This window comes from Methyloversatilis discipulorum (assembly GCF_000527135.1).
Classification (GTDB): Bacteria; Pseudomonadota; Gammaproteobacteria; order Burkholderiales; family Rhodocyclaceae; genus Methyloversatilis; species Methyloversatilis discipulorum.
In genome coordinates this window covers 750,851-771,117 of sequence record NZ_AZUP01000001.1, presented here as the reverse complement: position 1 = coordinate 771,117, position 20,267 = coordinate 750,851, and the positions used below count along the sequence as shown (strand labels likewise).

16 protein-coding genes are annotated in these 20,267 nt (G+C 59.5%); 1 reads left to right on the top strand and 15 read right to left on the bottom strand.

Annotated features, from left to right (window positions below):
* Positions 1-104: 104 nt before the first annotated feature.
* From METFAM1_RS20490 to METFAM1_RS0103410, 13 genes are all read right to left on the bottom strand, one after another.
* A complete protein-coding gene (locus tag METFAM1_RS20490; RefSeq protein WP_081627187.1) occupies positions 105-875 on the bottom strand; it encodes a WecB/TagA/CpsF family glycosyltransferase in 771 nt (256 codons plus the stop codon).
* Between the two features lie 2 nt (positions 876-877).
* Positions 878-2,029 carry a glycosyltransferase gene (locus METFAM1_RS20485; protein WP_081627186.1) on the bottom strand — a complete coding sequence of 384 codons (1,152 nt, stop codon included), beginning with the start codon at positions 2,027-2,029 and terminating at the stop codon, positions 878-880.
* A complete protein-coding gene (locus METFAM1_RS20480) occupies positions 2,026-3,108 on the bottom strand; it encodes a glycoside hydrolase family 26 protein (protein WP_157256658.1) in 1,083 nt (360 codons plus the stop codon). Before METFAM1_RS20480 ends, METFAM1_RS20485 begins: the two co-directional genes overlap by 4 nt.
* Positions 3,105-4,070 carry a glycosyltransferase family 2 protein gene (locus METFAM1_RS20475; protein ID WP_081627184.1) on the bottom strand — a complete coding sequence of 322 codons (966 nt, stop codon included), beginning with the start codon at positions 4,068-4,070 and terminating at the stop codon, positions 3,105-3,107. Before METFAM1_RS20475 ends, METFAM1_RS20480 begins: the two co-directional genes overlap by 4 nt.
* Entirely contained in the window at positions 4,067-5,551 is a 1,485-nt protein-coding gene (locus METFAM1_RS20470; protein ID WP_157256657.1) for an O-antigen ligase family protein, read from the bottom strand. The genes METFAM1_RS20475 and METFAM1_RS20470 overlap by 4 nt, the downstream gene beginning before the upstream one ends.
* A 35-nt stretch (positions 5,552-5,586) precedes the next feature.
* Positions 5,587-6,804 carry a Coenzyme F420 hydrogenase/dehydrogenase, beta subunit C-terminal domain gene (locus METFAM1_RS20465; RefSeq protein ID WP_024300427.1) on the bottom strand — a complete coding sequence of 406 codons (1,218 nt, stop codon included), beginning with the start codon at positions 6,802-6,804 and terminating at the stop codon, positions 5,587-5,589.
* Positions 6,801-7,991 carry a polysaccharide pyruvyl transferase family protein gene (locus METFAM1_RS0103440; RefSeq protein ID WP_024300426.1) on the bottom strand — a complete coding sequence of 397 codons (1,191 nt, stop codon included), beginning with the start codon at positions 7,989-7,991 and terminating at the stop codon, positions 6,801-6,803. Before METFAM1_RS0103440 ends, METFAM1_RS20465 begins: the two co-directional genes overlap by 4 nt.
* Before the next feature lie 50 nt (positions 7,992-8,041).
* On the bottom strand, positions 8,042-9,265 hold the full coding sequence (locus tag METFAM1_RS0103435) for an oligosaccharide flippase family protein (protein ID WP_019918156.1): 1,224 nt from the start codon (positions 9,263-9,265) through the stop codon (positions 8,042-8,044).
* Positions 9,262-9,993: an exosortase-associated protein EpsI, B-type gene (gene epsI, locus METFAM1_RS0103430; protein ID WP_024300424.1), complete on the bottom strand. Its 732-nt coding sequence runs from the start codon at positions 9,991-9,993 to the stop codon at positions 9,262-9,264. The genes METFAM1_RS0103435 and epsI overlap by 4 nt, the downstream gene beginning before the upstream one ends.
* A gap of 410 nt (positions 9,994-10,403) precedes the next feature.
* A complete protein-coding gene (locus METFAM1_RS0103425) occupies positions 10,404-11,819 on the bottom strand; it encodes an esterase-like activity of phytase family protein (RefSeq protein ID WP_019918154.1) in 1,416 nt (471 codons plus the stop codon).
* A 325-nt stretch (positions 11,820-12,144) separates the two neighbouring features.
* On the bottom strand, positions 12,145-14,949 hold the full coding sequence (gene fdhF, locus METFAM1_RS0103420) for a formate dehydrogenase subunit alpha (RefSeq protein WP_019918153.1): 2,805 nt from the start codon (positions 14,947-14,949) through the stop codon (positions 12,145-12,147).
* A gap of 16 nt (positions 14,950-14,965) precedes the next feature.
* Entirely contained in the window at positions 14,966-16,654 is a 1,689-nt protein-coding gene (locus tag METFAM1_RS0103415; RefSeq protein WP_019918152.1) for an NAD(P)H-dependent oxidoreductase subunit E, read from the bottom strand.
* Positions 16,655-16,751: 97 nt separating this feature from the next.
* Positions 16,752-17,675: an MBL fold metallo-hydrolase gene (locus METFAM1_RS0103410; RefSeq protein WP_232419644.1), complete on the bottom strand. Its 924-nt coding sequence runs from the start codon at positions 17,673-17,675 to the stop codon at positions 16,752-16,754.
* Between the two features lie 186 nt (positions 17,676-17,861).
* On the opposite strand from METFAM1_RS0103410, the gene METFAM1_RS0103405 reads away from it, so the two are divergent.
* Positions 17,862-18,215, top strand: coding sequence for a hypothetical protein (locus METFAM1_RS0103405; protein WP_019918150.1), 354 nt, complete (start codon positions 17,862-17,864; stop codon positions 18,213-18,215).
* Positions 18,216-18,270: 55 nt separating this feature from the next.
* On the opposite strand, the gene METFAM1_RS0103400 is transcribed toward METFAM1_RS0103405, so the two are convergent.
* Both METFAM1_RS0103400 and METFAM1_RS0103395 read right to left on the bottom strand, forming a co-directional pair.
* On the bottom strand, positions 18,271-19,095 hold the full coding sequence (locus METFAM1_RS0103400) for a quinoprotein dehydrogenase-associated SoxYZ-like carrier (RefSeq protein WP_024300422.1): 825 nt from the start codon (positions 19,093-19,095) through the stop codon (positions 18,271-18,273).
* 305 nt (positions 19,096-19,400) lie between these two features.
* Positions 19,401-20,246 carry a quinoprotein relay system zinc metallohydrolase 2 gene (locus METFAM1_RS0103395; protein WP_232419643.1) on the bottom strand — a complete coding sequence of 282 codons (846 nt, stop codon included), beginning with the start codon at positions 20,244-20,246 and terminating at the stop codon, positions 19,401-19,403.
* Positions 20,247-20,267 lie beyond the last annotated feature (21 nt).

Below are 20,267 nucleotides of genomic sequence, written 5' to 3'. Positions count from 1 at the left end.
CTCAACTAAAACTTAACGTATTATTACAAAGTGAAACAATAAGGAAAGTTGGGTTTGAGAAACTTCCATGGCCGAGGAAAACTCTCGAGAATGGGTGGTCTGTGTCAAATCTTTTTAAAAACCTCGTAGATTAGCAATCTCGGAAAAACGTATGCATCATGAATGTATCTTTTAACGAGCCTTCGAGGCTCACTTGCCATTCGATGTAGCCATTCCAATCCGAGAGTGCGCATCAATTTTGGCGCCCTTGATTTCTCTCCTGCCAAAAAATCGATCGTCGCCCCAACACAAAGCGCGACTTTCGCATTAAGCCTCGTGTGGAAGCGACTTACCCATAGCTCCTGTTTTGGTGCGCCAAGTCCCAAAACGAGCACATCAGGTGAAGCCTTCGTTACGGCCTCGCAGATGCGGTCGCACTCTTCGAGATCATGTTCAAAGCCCAATGGAGGGCTAAGCACGCCGACGATCTGTACACATGACCAACTGGATTGAATACGTTCCGCAGCCTTCAGTCCCACACCGGGAGCAGCGCCCAAAAGAAAGACTGAAAGCGGGCGATTCAAGGTCTGAAAGTGAGCGAAGAGGGCGGGTACCAGATCGCTGCCTGGAACAGTGCCGGGAAGCGGCAAACCAAGAACTCTCGAGGCAAGCACAACTGGCTTTCCATCCGCCAACACAAGGCTTGCACCCGAATAAGCGGTTCTGAAACCTTCATCCTTTTCGAGTTTTACAACATGATCAACATTAGGCGTAACGACATAACGACAAGACGAATGCTCAGTTGAAATCCAATGTTCAAGGATCTCAAGCGTACCTGCCATATCCAGCGCATCGATGTCGATGCCGAATATCCGCCTCTTCTCGTTTGGTTTCATGTTCAGGTCAGCCTATTTTCTATGTACGAAATCTCTGTCTCGATAACGTTTCGAAAGCGAGCGCCACGCGCCCTGCTCCACTCCAACGATTCATTTGCGACATTGCCCGCAGTGCGGCAGGCCCGCTCGATTGCAGAGGCGAAGGCGTCGGCTGTGTCGGCAGAGCAGACTGATCCGGGCACACGGTCTATGCCTCGCAATGCCGTCTGCGTCGCAACGACGGGACGACCGGTTGCGATGGCATCTAAGGTCTTGACCTGTATGCCACCTCCCGCTGTCGAGGGAATAGCAATCACTGCGCAACCTTCGAGAAACGTCACTGCGTCACTCACAAAGCCCAGCGCCTTCACCGGGGGGCGAACGATGCTCTCTGCGCCCTTGCCCGCGACGGCAATGCGTAGGTTCCTAGGCAAGCGAGGCACGATCTCGCGCTGAAACCACTCCAGCCCTTCTGCGTTGGCTCGCCACGACCAGGTTCCTATCAGACCCACGTCGTAGTCGTAATGACAGTCCGCATTTCCACTCCCAAATCTCGTTGCAGGGATCTCGGCGATCGACACATGCCTGCAACCGGAGTTTGCGAAATGAGCTCGGTCTGCTTCAGTCAACACCCACACACAAAGAGCGCGCCGACCGATGCGGCGTTCAAGCAATCCAATCAGTTTGGCTTCACGCGTAACCAGCCAACGCGTGAAGGGATTGCTAGCGGCATCGATCTGCGCACGATAGATGTCTTCCTCGATGTTGTGCGCAATAAACAAGACCGGGCACTCGGAAGGCACGACGTCGAGCAGAAACCCCATTTGCGCATGGTCGATCACTACAAGCGACTGCGGCTGACGGACAAGTTCGCTCGAGAGTAGATGCTGATAGCTCGCCGAGTGGTATTTTTGCGCCGAGTATGCTCGTCCGCGTGTAATAGCTTCAAGCATCCACAAGTATTTGCTCAGGCCGGCGCCATCTGTCTCGATAGGTCTGCGTCCAACGCACACCTCACCCCCTGAAGGGCCGTAATCATCATCGGGTCGCTGATATCCCAAAACCGTCACCGAGTGACCCGCAACTCTCATTGCATCGATGAATGACTGCGATGCGATTTCTCCACCCGTACGTTTTCTGCTCGGAAGCACTGTCGTACAGAACACGATATTCATCGGTGCCTCCCGATGCGAGCAAAGTTTTCACCGTAGAGATCGAGAGGCGAAACGTCGCCCAGCATCAGTACATCGCCACTATTCACCAGAGCCCGAAAGCTCGCTGCGGCTGGAGTACCGGGACGCGGTCCGTATTCGTAATTCCATACGAGCACATAACTCAGAGGTGGTAGGTCATTGCGAACCATAGTCCGGAACGGACCAGTCCAGAATCCAGATTGGCTCTGTGCGGCTACTTTGAACCCGATCTCAGAAAACGCGAGAGGCAAACCTTCTTTTCGCGCGATAGCTGCCACGGCCTGAGTGCTTGAAAGAAATCCCGTACGTTCGAAATCGGGGATGTTCGCGTTCTCGTAACCATCGAGGGCAACTACGTCGACATACTCGCGTCCGGGCCAATATCGCCGAAACTCGGTTTCACCCCAGCCGCGCGCGATATTTGGGGACCACACAAAAAGAACATTTTGAACACCCCGAACGTTGATCAGGTAGTTCCAGGTGAAGCGCCAGAGCTGGACAACGCGCTCCCCGGAGGAACGATCTCCCCACCAAAACCAACCACCGTTCATTTCATGAAATGGTCGCAACAGAACGGGAACCGATACATCCTCTACCTTAAGCTGGTTGAGAAAAGTGGCCATGCGATCAAGGTAGGCCTTGAATTCATCGTGCTTTGTCCCGCCCGGCATGATGGCCGACATAGCGTCTGCCGAGCGATCCCACGAATTGCCCCCGGTTAGGAAATTGGGCATATGGTCTGCGACCGTTATGACTCCGCAGTCCGTGAAATGACGCAGGATGATCGCCTTTCCTTCCTCGCGAGCATCCAGTCTTTTCTCTACAGGTCCATAGTCGTAATACTCAATTCCAAATATCAGCGGCAGTCGACCACCGGCCTCTTTCTGCTCAAGCCATCCGTAGCTCTTGTTGCCGCCATTCCATTGCGCCCCGAGCGCCGGAACCGTTTCGCTCCGCCCCAACCATTTAAGCAGAACGATCGTCTCCTGCGTTCGGTCGCCTGAATGAGCAAGTGCAGCGTAAAGCAGTCCTAATAATAAAAGCGCACCACGAACACTCACAGATGTTGTTTCCCTGCCAATATTTGAAAGATGAGCCACATGCGTTCGAACTGCCCTCGCAGGCCTCGACGAATTCCTTGGAGCAACATGACTAACCAGACAGAGGGAAGCGCTTCCGGAAAGAACCTCCGAGTGAAACGCAGCCGATTTCTAAACAGATAGAAATCCGAGAGACGACTTGTCTTCCGGGTATCGCTGCTTGAACCGATCGTTCCGCCTTCCTTATGGAAAACAATTGCTTTAGGCTCGTAACCCAGTCGGAAAATTCCCTTACCACGTAACGCCCAGTCTATCTCTTCGAAATAGAGAAAATAGTCCTCATGCATCAAGCCAACCCGTTCAACGAATTCGCGTCGCACGAACATCGATGCTCCTGCAACATAACTCAGTTGATTCTCGACAATGACTGAGTCGTGGGGATCGTCTGGATGAGAAAGATGCCCCAGGTAATGCGCCCGACCGGTCCATTTGTCATGAGAGGCGCCGCCGTAGGCCTGAACGCGATCTGGAGAGTGAAAATAGATGACCTTGGCGCCGCAGATGCCTACATCTGGGTGAGTGGTCATGTACTGGCAAAGATATGAAAGCGAGTCACCAGCCACAACACAGTCATTATTCAGCAACCAGAAAAAATCAACCCCCCCTAATTTTAATGCCAACCTTATGCCTACATTATTACCACCCGCAAAACCAAGGTTCGCACCCGTCTGAATCCACACGACGCGATTGACAAACGCATCTCTAATAGCATTGTCTTCGGACTCTAACGAAATAAAATTTTGCGCTGCCACATCGGGGTTCTCCGCGGACCAATCAAGAAAATCCTCTAAAGAGCCATCGGAAGATGAGTTATCACAAACTACAATTTTGAATTTGCGATAGCCTAATCCTAACAAGCTTTCGATACACGCTAATGTATCAATGGAGTTTCGCCAGTTAAGGATGATGATGACAACGTTCATTCAACCACCTTCCCCGGACTTATTGGTGATACACCTCTTTCAAGCCGTCGTATGTATTCAGTGAAGTACAACGCAATGCACACAGAAAGAACACCTGTGGACGTCAGCCAATTTGGCTGAGTGAATGCGGTAACTACACCACTAGAAAACAAGACCCAAAAGGAGACGAAAGACAATGCTCTGAATTTCTTCGTACGCCTGAAAACCATCCACCCCGAATGCAATAGATATAAAATTGCAAATACAAGTGCAATTAGCCCCGGCAGTCCCATCTTTGCGGCGGCGTGTAAATAAGTGTTGTGAATATAGCGGGACTCGGCCTCCCATGCAGCTGAGTCCACGCCGTATGGTTTATATCTGCCGCCGAGCCCAACCCCTTCGAGAGGATTTCCCAAAAATGCATTGATTGCGAATTGATTCTCGACTTTTCTACGTTCGAGAGATGTCCCCCGCTCAAACTCCTCGGTGAAACTTGTTGCTCGCTTTACAACTGCTTCAAGCAACTCGGGTTTTGCGATAACGGACACTGCGGACAAAACGGAAAATAGCAAACCGAGAACGAACAATGTTTTCAGGTAACGCGGCGTTAAATTAACCAACCCAGCGAGCACGAAACCAATGGCTAGAGAAACCCATAGCCCTCTACCAAAACCAACAACGATACCTCCGAGAAGTATTAAAACGCTAATGGCGAACAGAATGCTAAACTTAATCTCTCCGAGAGCATATGCAACCAGCAGCCAAAGTAGAGATCCGGCCATCAAGAACATTCCCGGTGTCGTGCTTCTGGTAATTCCTGCAACTGAATCGGAAACGTTCCACAACTCGGAAAATTGACCACGCGTCGTAATTTTCACACCCGTAGTCGACTGAAATATCATCGCCACCGCAATAATCATAGCCAGGGCAAATAGGAGCTTTGTAAATCTATGAAACTCTTCTTCCCGCCGTACCGCCAATGGAATTAAAGGCAGATATAGCCAGTATGCATAGTTTCGGGCCTCGTTAAAAACATCCTTGATGCCCGACTTTGCATAAATTATTGCAAGCATCGCTGAAATCAACGAGACAAGTACAAGCGGAGCAACCACTGCAATCGGTTTCGCGACTAAAGCAGCGAACTTGTATGAGCCCTGAAGATTCTTCACAACAAGCAAGGCGAATAGCGAAAACAATCCTAAATCCTCTGCTCTTAACGCTCCACCAGCAATCGGAATACTAGGCAAGATAAAATCGGGGATTAATCCAAACGACACCGCAGCGAGAAGCACTAGTGCCAAGTCAGGTATGCGCCAAGCGATCACCAAAAAAATCGGCGCAGCAGATACCGCAACTATGAGCCACCACGGAAGCAACGCCGCGAGAGCGCCAACGAAAATCAAAGTCAGCACGAATAAGATCATTGCCAGAGAAATGAGCGCCCATGCCCCGATACCTCGGCGCGCTGTATTTCCTGTGATGGGTTGAGCAACAGAAACCATTTTCACCTCGTACGAGTGATTTTCATCTGGCGCGCTCAGGGCGTCCGCCGTAGTCCGGTGGCGCGGAGCCATGCGCCAAGTGCATTCTTCAGATGCACACCAAGGGGCATAGCGCCTGCCGCCTTTGCCAATGCGAAGTTACGATAACGCGGGACTCTCTGGCCGCCGAGCCTGAAGCCCGCCAGTCGCGCAATAAGAGCCTGCTTTCGGTGCGTCTGATACGGTTGCATTGCTGCAACGGTCTCGACCTCGATTCCTTCCGTCCTCAGGTGCCCTGCCTGCTCAACGTCTTCGAGCGTGCTTCTGCCCTCGGCCGTTCTTGCGATGATTAGGCTGCGGCCACTCGTTTCGGTAAAGATTGGGTAGCCACGCTCGTCCGCATGCCAGGCGTCCGCACAACTGATGTCTGCAAACTCACCGGTCCCGTCAGGGCATATCTTGCATCTGAACTGCAGGTGCCGATTGAGTATCTTGCCCCACGAACTGTCGTAGTCCATTTCAGCACTGCGGCCGTCCGATGTTTCGGCGCGCGCCATGCCTGGCCATCCGTTGCCACGGTAACGGAAGCGCGTCACTTCGCTCGGATCGAATCCGAGGTGGCGTACAACCTGCTCGGTGCCGCGCAAACTTGGCGTACCGGCGCACATGAACGACAGCATGTAGCGAAACTTCGCTGCGACTTCCGGCATTTGGCGTGCCATCGCTCGGAGCGCCGCGACATCACAGGGTTTTCCGATGAAAGCAAAAACACCCGGACGGCCAAGACATTCGCGCACTCGATCAAGAGGTGACGCGGGCGCGTAGCGGGATCCTGCAGCGCGCAGTACGTCCTCGCGACTGCAGCTGATCTGGCTCGGATTGTCGAATGGCTTCGACGGATCGGGTGCGATGTGCAGAACGCCTTGTACCTGCCCACTTTCCAGCAGGTATATCGCAAGGGCACTAAGCGCGCCCCCCGACGACCCAAGATAGCGAACCTCTTCGTCCGAAGCGTGCCCGGCGCAGAGTTGCCGAACAGGCCCCCACAAAGGATGAAAACTAGCATCGCGTGAAGGGTGAGCCACAGTCACACCCGGGCAGACAGCGTCGAAAAGCTTCGTTTCCGAGGGGCTGAGACTACGAATCTGGCGCGGACGGATAAAACCGTCCTGCGCAAGTTCCATGCGCACAGCGGGTTGCTCGAACATGGACGCGCAAGCGCCGCATCCGACGCACAGTTTGTGCTCGACAACGGAGTCTATGACTTGAGTCATCGCCCGGCTGTCCTGAGTAGTTCGACAATTGCATCACGATACGGCTGCAACTTCCGCCGCGCGAGTTCGACGCCATGCGCAACTTGCGCAGCTACCTGCTCGCGGCGGGAAAAAGCACTCACCACGACGTCAAACGCTTCATCGAGATCCATCACCCGACAATCAGCCATGATCGGATACTCGAGCGACCGAAAGAGCCCATTGAACTTGCGACTGTAGGCGAGCGGAACGGTTGGCACGCCTGAGGAAAACGCGCCGATGCAAGCATGCATTCGCCCGCCTGTGAAGAAATCCAGCCCGGACATGAAAGACTTCGCTTCCGTCGGGCCTGAGAACGGACCGGCAATCCTGACCTTAGGGTAAAGGCGCTGCACCTCACGGGCGGCAGTCGGATCGTCTTCTTCGGGGATGTCCCGCGACATGACATGAGGGATGAGCCAGACCTCGGCATCTGGGACGGCCAGCGCCCACGCAACAATGCGATGGGTGAGCTCTTTGAAGTCGAGCGACAAACCCAAGCTATTCCCGCCGCCATAGCCTCCGAAATACAGTAGCGCCGATACGTTGATACCTATGCGTTTTGTGACACCCGAAGCCTTCGGCTGACGGTCGAAGGGCAAACAGAAGGCCATATCTATCGCCTCTGCCGCACGTTCGTGTGGCAACGAACTCATAGCCCACTCCATCGACATTGGATCACGGGCAAATACCCTGATCGCGTTTGCCAGCGACCAGCGGGCAAGCCTTTCGTTGAATTTCGATGCGAATGGTCCAAGGGTCTGCGGGCTCAAGACGAGGGCAGCGCCACGTGATGCTGCCGCCCTCTTAGTCAAGCAAAGAAAGAGCAGACGCTTGAATCCGTAGATGTCCGAAAAGCTGTCGCCCTCACCTACATCGAGAACGACACTGCAACTGGAAAGCGATTTGCGCAGTTCTGAACCAGGGACCAGGAGCGACTTGGCATCGATCGGAATGTATTCGACATCAGCAAATCCAGGCGCCGCCGTCATTGCCCCATCAAGCTTCCAGCCAAAAATCTTCACGCGAACAGTAACGTCGGCATCGCGAGCCGCTTGGCAAACGATGGATAGCTGTGAAAGCGTCAAGGCAACAACACCCAAGTTTCCCGAGGCGACCGAGTGCCAGAGCAAACCTACGACAACTTCTTTACCGGCTGAGAGATTCATCGACACTTGATTCAACTATGTATTTACCGAAGATTGCTTTGTTCGCCCCACTAAACCGGGGCGCACCCGGCACGGGACAACTTCCACCAATAGCCAACACCAATTAGCGAAAAACAGAAAATCATAACGCCTATGAGAAACTCAAGTGAAAGTCCAAAGGCGGCAGTTAAGGCAGCACCGGCAAGAAAAAGGAGCAGGCTAAGAGCCTGGACGCCAATCCTTTGCCCTTGCATGCCTGCACCGGTGAGTAGAATTCCAACCGCGGATGCAAGAAATCGCACGAGCACCAATAAACCGAAGAACGGAAAAATATCAGCAAGTCCGATGTAGCCCTGGCCGAAGAGAGTTATAGCAATCAACTCAGGATAAACAATCATAGGAATCGAGAAGAAAAGGCCAACCAACCCCATGGCTGCAATGCAAAACTTACCGTCGCTTTGCCAGTTACCCTCCCGTTGAGTCGATGACTGCGCGAGTCGCGGAATCATGACATTCCCGATCACTGGCGCAATTGAAGACGCGGCCTGAACGATTCTCTGCCCGGCCGCATAGAGACCAACTATCTGTGGACCAAAAATGAGGCGGACCAATACAATGTCAATTTGTACCCATGCAGTTGTCAACAATCCATCCAACCCATAAGGCATCGCCCGTCGAACAGCCTCCCGCAAGCTCAAGACGCCGGGAAAGGAGAGCCGGAGATTAGGAATTTGCCTGCGAAGCACGGCATACGAAACAGCTAGTTGCACACCTCTCGTAAAGACGAGCACCCACGCAAGTTCCACCGGTGCCCCCCCTTTCCAGACACATAGCGCGGCGATAAGAAGCTGAAAAGAGTTCGCGCCAATAATGATGTACGTTTCGAGATCGTAACGTCCCAGTGCTCTAAGGGGGGCTATGAAAAAGTCAGCAAAGGAAAGTGCTACTGCGGCAAAGGAGAGCGGCACTGCGATATCGGCAGGCGCCCCGCGATCAAGTACAAAAAAAACGGCCAAAGACAGAAGCGCGAAAAACGGGACAAAGATCAACTTTGCCCAAAGCGCGCTGCGTATCAACTCTGGACTGTCACTCGGCGCCGCTGCGATTTCGCGGAGCAAATAGCTCTGCAGACCGAACTCGACAATGAGCACCAAAAGAGCAGAAACACTGAACACGAAACTGAATACACCGAAATCCACCGGCCCCCAGAAACGAGCAAAGATGACAAACAGAACAAAGCTCGTTGATAGACGACTACCGATAGAAATTGAGGTCAGCAGAAAGTTTTTCTTCATCGTCCGGCTTCGCCACGCGCATCGGTACCCAATTGCGCGAGTGAAGCACTTCTCACCCCATACAGTCGCCCCCTCTGTTTCGAGTCAAGAGAGTCGTACAAAGAACTGATGAATTTCTCTTGCACATCGAATTGACGTGTCAGATCGCCTCCAATAGACGAGACTCTGAACAGTAAACCATGAGGAACCACGCCATTCATGCCATGTTTGACGATTGCGAGCTTCTGTTCAATGGAGCCGCGAACCACGAGATCACCGACCACTATCCAGTAGGTGATGGGCTCAACGCGCTGTTGCGCTACCGCGACTAGCTTCATGGCCGGCAACTGTCCATCGCTCAAGGATAACGAGAACTTCTCGGTTGATCTGATTTGAAATCCTTGGGCGGGATAGCACACCTCGGGTCGATGTACTTGAGTAGCTTTACTTTGGTCAGCGCCGAAAGCCAAGGACAACATGATTCGCTCGCCTCGGGGGTTTACATAAGTGCGCGAAAGCGTCTCGTCATAGATCGACTTCAGAAACTCCTCAGTCTGAGGATTCACCACTCCTCTGTTCATCGCGGGCTCTTCACGCCACTCGCCAAACTCGCGCGGAATGATGTCCTCGAGCTTTGCGAGACTCTGACTATCCACCATATGCCGAGTCGGTTTAAGCACGAATGCGAGTGCCGCGGCAGATGTCATTAACATTGCGGCAACTATGGCCGGAATGATGGCTTTCTTCATAGGACCTGAGTTTGGGAGTGGTCGGAAGGAGTGAGATTGTGACCGACAGCCCGCGTGGCGGCGCGACGACCTTCTCACAAAATGTGACAGCCTCGAAAATAGCCTGAACGCATGCTGCGGTGCAACCAGAGAGAAGAGTACTACGTCACGGTTGCACGGAAGTGACCGATGCGCGGCGCGATCCTGCACAGCGCCGCCGATGCGTCACAAGTCGACCTCATATATATATGGTGCGCGGCATCAGGGATCGGGATAACTTCCTGCGGTAAGTCGGCTTTCGGACCTCGCCGGGGACGGTCGCGACGGCAGATTGGCGCGCTACGCCTGAATACAGGCCGTATCGCGGCCAGGGCCGCTCCCACAAGGTGCTTCGCGCCTCCCCACCCACCCGGTGCGGAGGCGCGACTACGTCAGCCGACGCGGCGGCGGGCTGCGGCGCCGATAAGCGCCAGACCGGCGCCCAGCATGGCCCAGGTGGTGGGCTCGGGCACCGGGGCGGTGTAGCCGGCGAGTTCGGCCGGGCTGGCGCGGTAGGCGTGCAGCACGCCGGGGATCAGTTCGAAACCGTCGGTGCTGCCGTTGTAGGGCGTGGTGCTGGCGTGCAGCGTGCAGCCCTCTGTCGAGCCGAGCGGGCACTGGATACGGTGTTGCGTCAACGGGTTGAACAGCACGTCGAACTGCACCGCGCTGCCGTTCTGGGTGACCGAGTAGTCATTGTCGTTGCCGGCGACGATGAGCCACGAGCCGTCGTCGAGTTGCGGGCCGACGGCCAGGCCTTCCCACTTCTCCGGCGACACGCCGCCGGTTTCAGGCAGATTGTCGGCGGCGAGGTCGATGAAGGGCGTCGGGTTCTTGCTGACGGCGGTGAAACTGGCGCCAGCGGCATCGAGGTCGATGTCGGTCACGTCGGTCGCGCCGGCGAGATCGATCAGATAGACGTTCTTGTTGCCGGCGGTACCGGCGAAGGTGGCGTCGGCACCGAGGCCGCGGTTGTTGCGCTCCAGCACCATGAATTCGTGATCGTTGAGCGCCACCAGCGCCGAGATGCCACGGCCCTGGGCGGCCGTTTCCATCCGGTAGGCGTACTGGGCGACGGCTTCGCCGCTGGCGTTGTCGAACTTAACGATGCGGTTATAGACGCCATTGGCACCGCCCTCGTCCACCATCGCGCTCTGCAGCATGGCGAAGGTGTAGTGGCCGTCCGGCGAGATCGCCAGGCCTTCAAAGCCGCGGTTGGTGCGGCGGCCGATGTCGCCGTCGCCGTCGTAGTTGTAGCCGCCGGCCGTCAGCGCCGGGCGCAGCGCCTGCGGCGTGTTGAAGGCGCGGATCATCGTGCCGCTGCGGTCGAATTCATACAGCGACGTGCCGTACTCGTCGGACACCAGCAGGTGGCCGTTCAGCGGGTTGATCACGACGCCTTCCGGGTCGAAGGCGGTGCCCAGATTGCTGGCCGAACCGCCCAGCGTGCTCGGGAACTGGCCGCCGAGCACGGTGCCTGCGCCGTTGCGGAACTTGATCGTATCGACCACCTGGAAATTCGAGATCGCGCCGGTGCTGTGATCGACGTCGAGCGTGAAGCGCTGGACGCGCACGTCGTACGGCAGCGTGCCGCCGCCCGGGCCGCGGTCAGACAGGCCCCACCATTCCTTGCGGTTCGGGTCGTAGTAGATGTCGGAGAACATGCCCAGGCGGCCGTCGTTCACGCTGTTGCCGAACAGGTCACCGGTATTGCCCGGGATGGCGATGCCATTGACGAAGGACACGGCGGATGCCGGTGCAGCGGCGGCAGCCAGCAGCAGCGCCGCGGCGAGCGATGTGAGTTTCATGAAGACCCCCTGTTTGTCGATGTGTTGTTGGAAGGTCGAGCGTAGCGAGGGGATGTTTCAGCGATGCGACGCGGGTGGCGGTGGTCTTGCGGGAGCAGCCTTTGTGGGAGCGGCCTTGGCCGCGACAGGGCCTGTGCATGCCGCAAGCTTCAGCACAGGCCGCTTGTCGGGGTCAGAAGACCCCTCCCACAGAACCCCTGCCCAAGCTTCGGCGAAGGCCGCTGTCGGGGTCAGAAGGCTCCGCCTGCAGACGCCCTCGACGGCCCATGATGGCGAAAAAAAACCGGGGCACCTGGCCCCGGTTTCTTAATGCTGCTGCGGTTGCTTATGCCGTCACCGGCTTCGCCTGGCCGCCGCCGTAGGTCGACAGCTGGGTCGGCGTGCCGCCCTTCTTCAGACGCACTGCGCAGTACTTGAACTCCGGGATCTTGCCGAAGGGGTCGAGTGCCGGGTTGGTGAGCATGTTCGCCGCCGCTTCGTAGTACGCGAACGGAATGAACACGGCACCGACCGGCACGTGCGGGTCGATGCGCACGTACAGTGCGATCTTGCCGCGACGCGATTCGACGGTGACCACGTCGCCCGCCTTCACCTTCAGCTTCGCCACGTCGTCCGGATGCACGGTGACGGTGGCGATGGGCTCGATGCTGTCGAGCACCGAGGCGCGACGGGTCATCGAGCCGGTATGCCAGTGCTCCAGCTGACGGCCGGTGATGAGCACCATCGGGTACTCGGCGTCCGGCTTCTCGTTGGCCGTGATGAGCTTGGCCGGCACCAGCTTGGCGCGACCGTTGGGCGTCGGGAACTTGTCGATGAATACGACTTCGTCGCCCGGATCGCCTTCCTGCTCGCACGGGTAGGTGACCGAGTGCTCGGCTTCCAGACGTTCCCAGGTGATGCCGGCGATCGAGTGCATCGCCTTGCGCATTTCGTTGAACACGTCCTTCGAGCCGCCGTAGTTCCAGTCCAGACCGAGACCACGGGCCATTTCCTGGATGATCCACAGATCCTGACGGGCATCACCCGGCGGGTTGATCGCGGCGCGGCCCAACTGCACCTGACGGTCGGTGTTGGTGAAGGTCGCGGTCTTCTCGGGGAAGGCCGAGGCCGGCAGCACCACGTCGGCGAAGTAGGCGGTTTCGGTCAGGAAGATGTCCTGCACGACCAGCCAGTCGAGCTTGGCCAGCGCGTCGCGGGCGTGGTCGACGTCCGGGTCGGACATCGCCGGGTTCTCGCCCATGATGTAGCAGCCGTGCAGCTTGCCGGCGTGGATGGCGTCCATGATTTCGACCACGGTCAGGCCCGGGTTCGGGTCCAGCGTAGTGCCCCACAGCTCTTCGAACTTCTGGCGGATGGTCTGGTTGCCGACCGCCTGGTAGTCCGGGAACACCATCGGGATCAGACCGGCGTCCGACGCGCCCTGCACGTTGTTCTGACCGCGCAGCGGGTGCAGGCCGGTACCGCGGCGACCAATCTGGCCGGTCATCATGACCAGCGAAATCAGGCAGCGCGCGTTGTCGGTGCCGTGCACGTGCTGCGACACGCCCATGCCCCACAGGATCATCGAGGCCTTCGAGGTGGCGAACATGCGCGCGACCTCGCGCAGCGTCTCCGCCGGAATGCCGCAGATCTTGGCCATCTTCTCGGGCGAGAAGTCGGCCACGTTCTTCTTCAGCTCCTCGAAGCCGGAGGTGCGGTCCTTGACGAAGGCTTCGTCGACCAGACCCTCTTCGATGATGGTGTGCATCATCGCGTTCAGCATGGCGACGTCAGTGTCCGGCTTGAACTGCAGGAAGTGCGTGGCGTAGCGCTGCAGGTCGTTGCGACGCGGGTCGCAGACGATGAGCTTGGCGCCATTCTTCACCGCGTTCTTCATCCAGGTCGCGCCCACCGGGTGATTCACCAGCGGGTTGGAGCCGATCAGGAAGATCACTTCCGAATGCAGCACGTCGCGCACCGGGTTGGACACGGCGCCGGAGCCGACCGCTTCGAGCAGCGCAGCGACCGACGAGGCGTGGCACAGGCGGGTGCAATGGTCGACGTTGTTGGTACCGAAGCCAGTGCGCACCAGCTTCTGGAACAGGTAGGCCTCTTCGTTCGAGCCCTTGGCCGAGCCGAAGCCGGCCAGCGCGTTCGGGCCCTTGCTGTCGCGGATTTCACGCAACTTGCCGGAGGCCAGCGCCAGCGCCTCTTCCCAGCTTGCTTCGCGGAAGGCGGTCAGCGGGTTGGCCGGGTCGACGACGAAGTCCTTGTGCTTGGGCGCGTCGGCGCGGCGGATCAGCGGCTTGGTCAGACGCTGCGGGTGGCGGGCGTAATCGAAGCCAAAGCGGCCCTTGACGCACAGGCGCTCCTGGTTGGCCGGGCCGTCACGGCCGGTCACCATCAGGATCTTGTCGTCCTTGACGTGATAGGTCAGCTGGCAGCCGATGCCGCAATACGGGCAGACCGAATCGACCTTCTTGTCCGGCGTGACGAGGCCGACACCGCCGGACGGCATCAGCGCGCCGGTCGGGCAGGCCTGCACGCATTCGCCGCAGGCCACGCAGGTCGAAGCGCCCATCGGGTCGTCCTGGTCGAACACGATCTTCGATTCGGAACCGCGGAAAGCGTAGCCGATCACGTCGTTGCCCTGCTCTTCGCGGCAGGCACGCACGCAGCGGTTGCACTGGATGCAGGCGTCGAGGTTCACGCTCATCGCCGGGTGCGACTCGTCGCACTTCGGCTGTTCGCGCGCCTCGAAGCGCGAGTCGGTCACGCCGAGCTTGCCCGCCCAGTAAGCGAGTTCGGAGTCGGGCTTGTAGGTCTTCTCGGGCATGTCGGACAGCAGCAGCTCGACGACCATCTTCTGCGCCTTCACGGCGCGCTCGGATTCGGCCTTCACCTTCATGCCGGGCGTCGGTGCGCGGCAGCAGCTGGGGGCGAGCACGCGCTCGCCCTCGATCTCGACGACGCAGGCGCGGCAGTTGCCGTCCGGACGGTAGCCGTCCTTGTAGCAGAGGTGCGGAATGTCCACACCCTGGCGAGCGGCGGCCTGGATGATGGTTTCGCCGACGCGCGCCGTCATGGCCTGGCCGTCGAGCGTGAATTCGATGCTTTCCGCGGCGACCGCGGGATCAAGAGGTGCGTTCATGTGGGTTGCCGTCCCTTCACTTGATTTCGTCAGGGAAATACTTGATCACGCAGCGCACCGGATTCGGTGCCGCCTGCCCGAGACCGCAGATCGACGCATCGACCATGGTCTGCGACAGTTCCTCGACCAGCGCGGTGTCCCACACCGGCTTGTCGATCAGCGTGTTCATCTTCGAGGTGCCGACGCGGCAGGGCGTGCACTGGCCGCAGGACTCGTGCTCGAAGAAGTGCATCATGCTGCGCGCGGCGTCGGTCGCCGTGTCCTTGTCGGACAGGATGATGACCGCTGCCGAACCGATGAAGCAGCCATGCGGCTGCAGTGTGTCGAAGTCGAGCGGAATGTCGCCCATCGACGCCGGCAGGATGCCACCCGAAGCGCCACCCGGCAGGTAGCCGTAGAACGCGTGGCCATCGAGCATGCCGCCGCAGTATTCGGCGATCAACTCCTTGACCGAAATGCCGGCCGGCGCCAGATGCACGCCCGGCTTCTTCACCCGACCGGACACCGAGAACGAGCGCAGGCCCTTGCGGCCGTTGCGGCCGTGGCTGGAGAACCACTCCGGGCCCTTCTCGACGATGTCGCGCACCCAGAACACGGTTTCCATATTGTGTTCGAGCGTCGGGTAGTTGAAGAGACCGACCTGGGCAACATACGGCGGGCGCAGACGCGGCATGCCGCGCTTGCCTTCGATCGATTCGATCATCGCCGACTCTTCGCCGCAGATGTAGGCGCCCGCGCCACGGCGCAGGTGGATGGGCGGCAGCGCACAGGGCGGGTCGGCCAACAGCTTCTTCAGTTCCTTCTGCAGCAGTTCGCGCACGTGGGCGTATTCGTCGCGCAGATAGATGTAGACCTCGCCGATGCCGACGCAGTAAGCCGCGATCAGCATGCCTTCGAGGAAGCGGTGCGGGTCGCGTTCGAGGTACCAGCGGTCCTTGAAGGTGCCGGGTTCGCCTTCGTCGATGTTCACCGCCATCAGGCGCGGGGCCGGTTCGCTGCGCACGATGCGCCACTTGCGGCCGGCCGGGAAGCCGGCGCCACCGAGGCCGCGCAGGCCGGAGTGCTCCATCGCAGTGATCACGGTTTCCGGATCGCGGCGACCTTCGACCAGGTCGCGGAACAGCTGGTAGCCGCCGGCCTTCAGGTAGGCCTTGTAGCCGATGTACTTCGGCGCCGGCGCGGTCGTTTCCTTCGCTTTTACCGCCGCCTTGACCGCCGCTTCGGTGGCGCCGCCAAGCGCGTTCTGGCCAACGACGACCACCGGTGCCTGTTCACAGCGGCCGACACAGGGCGCCGGAATGACACGTACCTTGGTGCCGAGGATGCCCGGCAGCTTTTCGAGCAGCTGGTCGGCACCGGCCATCGCGCACGACAGCGTTTCGCAGACGCGCACCGTCAGTTCGGGCGGTGCCGCTTCGCCTTCGCGCACCACGTCGAAGTGGTGATAGAAGGTCGCGACCTCGTACACCTCGGCCTGCGACATCTTCAGCTCCGCCGCCAGGGCAGCCAGATGGCGGGCGTGGACGGCACCGACGTTGTCCTGCAGCAGGTGCAGGCACTCGATCAGCAGGTCGCGGCGGCGCGGCATCTTGCCCAGCAGCGCACGGACCTCGTCCACCGCCTTCTGATCAAGCGCGCGCCCCTTGGGCGTCGGCTTGACCATGCGGCGCATCTGTTCCAGCGGGATGGAAAACGGTTCCGACATTTACGGTGATCCTCTTCAGTCAGTTCGTTGTGCGTGACTTCTTCGCTTTGTCCGCGATGTAGTTTTCGGGGCGCCTGTACCGACACCCTCGCATTGTTCAGTGCTGTCCTTCTTCCGGTCCTGCGCCCTTGTCCGTCAGCGCGCCGAACTCGCCCTGCTCCCGGTGCAGATAGGCGAAATGCACGTTCCGCCGGTGCCACACCGAGTACCCATACCATTCATTGAAGCCGACGGCCTCGACCTTCTCCAGCGATTCGAGCAGCGACACGCCCTGCTCGAACATCACATCGACCTGCTCGATCAGCGTGTCGAGGTAGCGGCGCGGCGCGTCCAGCACCTCGCGACCACCCGGCGCGCCGTGCGCCGGCACCACCTGCTTCACGTCCATCCGGCCCAGCTGCACCAGCGCGTCGCGCCAGCCGCGTTCCTGCGCGTTGTACAGATCGGGCAGATAGCGCGCGGCGCCCAGCTCGCCGGCAAAAAGTGTTCCCGTCGCCTCATCGAGCAGCGCCGTCGCACCGGGCTGGAAGGTGTGGCCGAAGTGAAGCAGCTTCAGCCTGCGCGAAACGCCGGGCAGATGGCCCGTACCTTCGAACACCACCGTCGCCGGTGTCGGTTCGGTACTCGACATCATATTTTCGCCCAGTGCCGCGGTCAGGCGCTCGACACAGGTGTGGCAACTGGCCCGGATGAAGCGGTCTGTTTCAATCTGCGCCGCAACCGGCACACCCCGTGACACAAAAAAACCGTTGCCCAGCACGTGGTCGCCGCCGCCGTACAGATTGACCGCGGCGATCACCGGCTTGCCGAAGCGCGATTCGACGAAGGTTTTCAGGTGCTGTGCGAAGCGGTGGCTGGTGCCGGTGCCGATCAGCACCAGACCGCGCGCGTCCTCGATCACGCCGATGTTGGTGACGAAACCTGCGTTCTGCGGCGTGACCTCGAAGGACGGCGCCGGCAGCACGTGCACGCCGTCGGCCAGCGTGCGCACGGTCAGCGCCGGCAGAGCCTGCGCGTGCACCGCCGTCACGGGGAGGAACCAGAAAATCGCGATGACTGCGCGACACAACAAGGAAAGAATCCCGCGAAACTTGGGCATGCCGGCGGTGGTCTTCAGCGCTGTGCTAGCCTTTTCGGCACCCGACGAGGCCGAGCCACCGAGGTTCGCAGACAACAAGTCCGTCGATAACAATTGAGGAGAACCGGTTTGAACGTCCATCGTTTCCAGATCACTGTCGCCACGCTCGCCGCCCTGCTCGCACCGGGGCTGGCTTCCGCAGCGAACGACTACCCGACTTCGTCGCGCGTCGAGTTCGCGCTCGAATGTCTGCAGACCTATGGCAACAACCACGAATACATCTACAAGTGTTCGTGCCTTATCGACGAGATCGCCGAAAAGCTGAGCTACGACGAATACGTCGAACTGTCGAGCTTCAGCCGCTCGTCGGGCATGAGTGGCGAGCGCGGCGGCATGTTCCGCGGCACCGACCAGACCAAGGACGCGGTGAAGAAGTACATGGGCATCGTGTCCGAATCGAAGAAGCGCTGCTTCATCAAGTAATGCCCCCGCGGCCGGCACCGCCGGCCGCAGCCTGCCCGCCTCCAGGGCCGCCCACTCAGCTGCCGCCCTTCATCCCCGGCCGTATGGCCACCGCGCTCTCGAACTTCAGGTCCTTCGAATCGACGATGACCGCCTTCAGTTCGCCCTCGCCCTTGGGAACGAACCAGAAGCGGAAGTTGGGGTTCTCGCTGATCGAGAAATCGACGTCGGCGGTCATCACCGGTTCACCGGCGTAGCTCACCTCGACCCGGCGCACGAAATGCGGCGGCACGTAGAGCCGCGTGAGCTGGTCCATCGCGAGGCCGGAACTGTTGGGGTGACTGATCATCAGCTGTGCTGCGCTCGGCTGACCGGCCACGGCGTCGTCGTCGAGCTTGAGCTTCATCTTGCCCAGGCGCGCCATCGCCTCTTCCTGATCCTTGCCGGCCGGCGCCGAACAGCCGCCCGACGCCTTCACATAGCGGCGCGCCATATAGACCTTGCCGTCGCTGGTTTCGGCCAGCGCGCGCACCCAGCTGTAGGCTTCGATGCGCACCCGCGTCTCGATGTCGGCGCGCCCGGCAATGGGCGAGAAGGTGAAGGTGCCACCGATAGGCGACGGGTTCTCGTCGATCACGAGGTGCACCTTGCTGACGTGCACACCGCCCGGTTGCTGCTTCGTGCGCACCGCCAGCGGCACCACCGCGGCGTCCTCCGCGCGCACCGGCGCCTCCAGTTCGATCACGTTGCCGGCGGTGTCGTCGATCACCGGGCGATCACCGACCAGCAGCGTCTTCACTTTGCCCCAGATCGCCGTGTCGGACCCATCGTCGGCCGCCTGGACACCGGCGACCCACATGAAACCGGCCAGCACCATGGCAAGCCTGCTCGAAATACTCATGTCTACTCCTCCAGATGTACTGCTCCGCGGCGATCAGTCTGACGCCGATCGCTCGATTCTTCTGTAACCCAGGTCGCCTGGCCGCAACGCACCTGCATCCGCCGCCGTCGCGGTGTGGGAGCGGCCTTGGCCGCGACAGGGCCGATGCATGCCGCCCACTTCGACACAGGCCGCTGTCGGGGTCAGAAGACTTCTCCCACAAAAGCCCCGCTCCGGCCTACCTCCTGTGGGAGCGGCCTTGGCCGCGACACGGCCTTCGCATCATCGCCGTCCTCCCAGCACAGGCGCACCGCGCCCCGGCAATCTCAATCTTCCCACTCCAGCTCGGCGTAAGCCGCGGTGACGTTGCGCTTGTGGAACAGGTCGGCCAGTTCCCAGTTGCCGACCTGATCACGTCCCACTTCGTCCGCCGCCTGCGCCAGCTTGCGGCCGGCCTTGATGGCCGCTCTCGTTTGATCGGCGAGGGCCTGCAGGTAGTTCCCCTGTTTCGCAAAAGCTTCGCGCCAGGCTGGCCCGGCGTCGCCGTGGCCGGACACGACGCGCTTCACGTCGAGTGCGGCAAGTTGCGCATTCACCTTGATCCAGCCCAGCAGCTTGCCGTCGACCACCGGCATGTGACCGACGAACAGCAGGTCGCCGGCGAACAGCGTGCCGCTCGTTTCGTCGAGCACGGTGAGGTCGTTGTCGGTATGCGCGGTCGGCCACGCGCGCAGACGCAGTACGCGGCCGCCGAGGTCCAGCGTGTCTTCGCCGCTGACGGTACGTGTCGGCGCGACCAGTTCCAGCCCGCGCCCGGCGTCGCCCATCAGGCGTTCGGCGGAGGCGATGTAATTGCGGCCGCGCGCCGCCAGCGCCGCCGGCAGCTTGGCGTGGCCGACGAACTCGGGCTTGTCGGCGACGAAGGCCTGATTGCCCAGCACGTGATCCGGGTGCACGTGCGTGTTGATCACGTAACACACCGGCAGCGCCGTCTTCTGTCGCACGGTCTCGCGGAGCGCGGCACCGACCGCCGGCGATCCACCGGTGTCGATCACGGCGACGCAGCGACTGCCGACAACGAAGCCGAGGTTAGAGATCGCGCCCCGGTTGTGCGCATCCTGTTCGGCGGTGACGCCATTGAACACGAACACGCCGGGCGCCAGCTCCTTCATCGGCAGCGTCTCCGCCGCCAT

Coding starts and splice junctions, on each gene's coding strand:
- METFAM1_RS20490 (WP_081627187.1), bottom strand. CDS start 875: ATGAAACCAAACGAGAAGAGGCGGATATTCGGCATCGACATCGATGCG.
- METFAM1_RS20485 (WP_081627186.1), bottom strand. CDS start 2,029: ATGAATATCGTGTTCTGTACGACAGTGCTTCCGAGCAGAAAACGTACG.
- METFAM1_RS20475 (WP_081627184.1), bottom strand. CDS start 4,070: ATGAACGTTGTCATCATCATCCTTAACTGGCGAAACTCCATTGATACA.
- METFAM1_RS20470 (WP_157256657.1), bottom strand. CDS start 5,551: ATGGTTTCTGTTGCTCAACCCATCACAGGAAATACAGCGCGCCGAGGT.
- METFAM1_RS20465 (WP_024300427.1), bottom strand. CDS start 6,804: ATGACTCAAGTCATAGACTCCGTTGTCGAGCACAAACTGTGCGTCGGA.
- METFAM1_RS0103440 (WP_024300426.1), bottom strand. CDS start 7,991: ATGAATCTCTCAGCCGGTAAAGAAGTTGTCGTAGGTTTGCTCTGGCAC.
- METFAM1_RS0103435 (WP_019918156.1), bottom strand. CDS start 9,265: ATGAAGAAAAACTTTCTGCTGACCTCAATTTCTATCGGTAGTCGTCTA.
- epsI (WP_024300424.1), bottom strand. CDS start 9,993: ATGAAGAAAGCCATCATTCCGGCCATAGTTGCCGCAATGTTAATGACA.
- METFAM1_RS0103425 (WP_019918154.1), bottom strand. CDS start 11,819: ATGAAACTCACATCGCTCGCCGCGGCGCTGCTGCTGGCTGCCGCCGCT.
- fdhF (WP_019918153.1), bottom strand. CDS start 14,949: ATGAACGCACCTCTTGATCCCGCGGTCGCCGCGGAAAGCATCGAATTC.
- METFAM1_RS0103415 (WP_019918152.1), bottom strand. CDS start 16,654: ATGTCGGAACCGTTTTCCATCCCGCTGGAACAGATGCGCCGCATGGTC.
- METFAM1_RS0103400 (WP_024300422.1), bottom strand. CDS start 19,095: ATGAGTATTTCGAGCAGGCTTGCCATGGTGCTGGCCGGTTTCATGTGG.
- METFAM1_RS0103395 (WP_232419643.1), bottom strand. CDS start 20,246: ATGAAGGAGCTGGCGCCCGGCGTGTTCGTGTTCAATGGCGTCACCGCC.